This is a genomic window from Methylophaga sp. UBA4204, from assembly GCF_002379485.1.
GTDB lineage: Bacteria > Pseudomonadota > Gammaproteobacteria > Nitrosococcales > Methylophagaceae > Methylophaga.
Genome location: NZ_DFTU01000097.1, coordinates 14,322 through 16,514 on the forward strand (window position 1 = coordinate 14,322; position 2,193 = coordinate 16,514).

Sequence of the window (2,193 nt, forward strand, 5' to 3'; positions counted from 1 at the left end):
GATCTTGATCAACGAATAACAGAAATTCAGCAGCAAGCTCCTGTTTCTCAAGCTCCATCAGTTATCGATTCTCCTTCTGTGGATAACAATTCAATTGATGAAGAGTTAGCCGATGGTGGTTTGCAGAATACACCCACTGATCAGACAGACGCTGGAGAGAGCGCACCTGTGCCCGTCGCAGTAGAAAGTGGCGAAGCTGCATATCAGTCAGCATTACAGGATCTGCGTGGCGGCCGTTATCAGGAAGCTTTGTCAGCGTTGGGAGCATTCCCCCAAAATTATCCAAATAGTTCATATCTGCCTAATGTCTATTATTGGCAAGGCGAAGCACATTACGTTTTGCGTGAATTTGATAAAGCAATCGTGGCTTTTGATAAAGTCATCTCCAGCTATCCCGACAGTAATAAAGTGGCAGATGCTTTGTTAAAACGCGGTTTCAGTGAATATGAAACTGGCGATACCAGTAAGGCGCAAGCATCATTGAATCAGGTGATTGAGCAATATCCGGATACATCAGCATCTCGACTGGCGAAAGTGCGTCTGGATCGTATCCAGCAAAATGCACAATAAAACATTTTTTGTAGATTACGTAGATGGCTCAATGTCGTATCACCGAGATTTTCTATTCATTACAAGGTGAAACCCGAACAGTGGGCCTGCCCACCGTTTTTGTCAGGTTGACCGGCTGCCCGTTACGTTGTGGTTATTGTGATACCGCTTATGCCTTTCATGGCGGGCAAAAAATGGAGATCAGTGACATTGTTGCTGAAGTAAAAAGCTACAATCCCCGCTATGTCACTGTTACCGGCGGCGAACCGCTGGCCCAGAATACCTGTCGGGAATTATTAACTGCCTTGTGTGAGTTGGATGTCGAAGTGTCATTGGAAACCAGTGGTGCGATGGATATCAGTAATATCGATCCGCGGGTTGTACGGGTTATGGATTTAAAAACCCCCACATCAGGCGAAGTCTCCAAAAATCGTTACGGCAATATTGATCTGTTAAACCCTCAGGATCAAATCAAATTCGTTATCTGTAATCGTGAAGATTATGATTGGGCTCGTGAGCAGTTATTCTCGCTGGAGCTGATAGATCGTTGTGAGATTTTATTTTCCCCGGTGCATGGTGATTTAAACCCTACCGATTTAGCGGAATGGATTATTGCTGATAATCTGCCGGTAAGAATGCAAATTCAATTGCATAAATATCTTTGGAACGATGCTCAAGGCCGATGACTAAACGTGCTGTCATATTACTTTCCGGCGGATTAGATTCCGTTACAGCCTTGGCAATTGCCAAAGCTGAAGGTTATGAATGCTTCACTATCAGCTTTGATTATGGTCAGCGACACAAAACCGAACTTTTTGCAGCGGAAAATCTGGCTAAAAAATCTGGTGTAGCCAGCCATAAAGTAATACAGATTGATCTTCGTGCCATCGGTGGGTCAGCATTAACAGATGACATTGATGTGCCAGAGACAGAACAACAGGGTATTCCGATTACTTATGTCCCGGCACGAAATACAGTTTTTCTGTCGATTGCATTAGGCTGGGCAGAAGTACTTAATGCCGAAGCCATTTTTGTCGGGGTTAACGCTGTGGATTACTCAGGCTATCCTGATTGTCGCCCTGAATTTATTGATGCATTTGAAAAGCTGGCTAACCTGGCAACCAAATCGGCAGTTGAAGGTTCCGCTATATATATAAAAGCACCATTGATGCACCTTTCAAAGTCAGAAATCGTTAAGCGTGGTACGGAGCTGGGGATTGATTACAGCGAAACAGTTTCCTGCTACCAAGCTGATGCGCAAGGCAGAGCGTGTGGACAATGTGATTCCTGTCGCTTCAGACGACAAGGTTTTATTGATGCCGGACTAGCAGACCCAACACGGTATCAATAAGTTATTGTTTCTTGGTAAGAATCAGTGATTACATGTTTCCTGTATGACTCCCCCCGCTATTCTATGTCGATAAAATAGAAAAATATTGGCAACTGGGGTTGTCATTTTTATCAACTATAGTATTATGTCGCGCTTGGTTTGGGCCGTTAGCTCAGTTGGTAGAGCACCGGACTTTTAATCCGATGGTCCTGCGTTCGAGTCGCAGACGGCCCACCATTTTTTCTGCAAAATTTCAGTTTTATTCTAGTTTCATAATTCTGTAATAATTGTTGTTGACAGCCCGGCGAGTGGCT

Annotated in this window: 3 protein-coding genes and 1 tRNA gene; all 4 read left to right on the forward strand. The window is 44.2% G+C overall.

The window, feature by feature from the left end:
- On the forward strand, positions 1-570 hold a 570-nt coding region (gene ybgF / locus B3182_RS14765; protein WP_292753322.1), incomplete at its 5' end, for a tol-pal system protein YbgF.
- 23 nt (positions 571-593) lie between these two features.
- Positions 594-1,235, forward strand: a complete 642-nt coding sequence (gene queE, locus B3182_RS14770; RefSeq protein WP_292358146.1) for a 7-carboxy-7-deazaguanine synthase QueE — start codon at positions 594-596, stop codon at positions 1,233-1,235.
- Positions 1,232-1,900 (forward strand): 7-cyano-7-deazaguanine synthase QueC, encoded by a 669-nt coding sequence (gene queC, locus B3182_RS14775; RefSeq protein WP_292358144.1) that lies wholly within the window; start codon positions 1,232-1,234, stop codon positions 1,898-1,900. The genes queE and queC overlap by 4 nt, the downstream gene beginning before the upstream one ends.
- A 140-nt stretch (positions 1,901-2,040) precedes the next feature.
- Positions 2,041-2,116 (forward strand) — tRNA-Lys (locus B3182_RS14780).
- Positions 2,117-2,193: the final 77 nt, after the last annotated feature.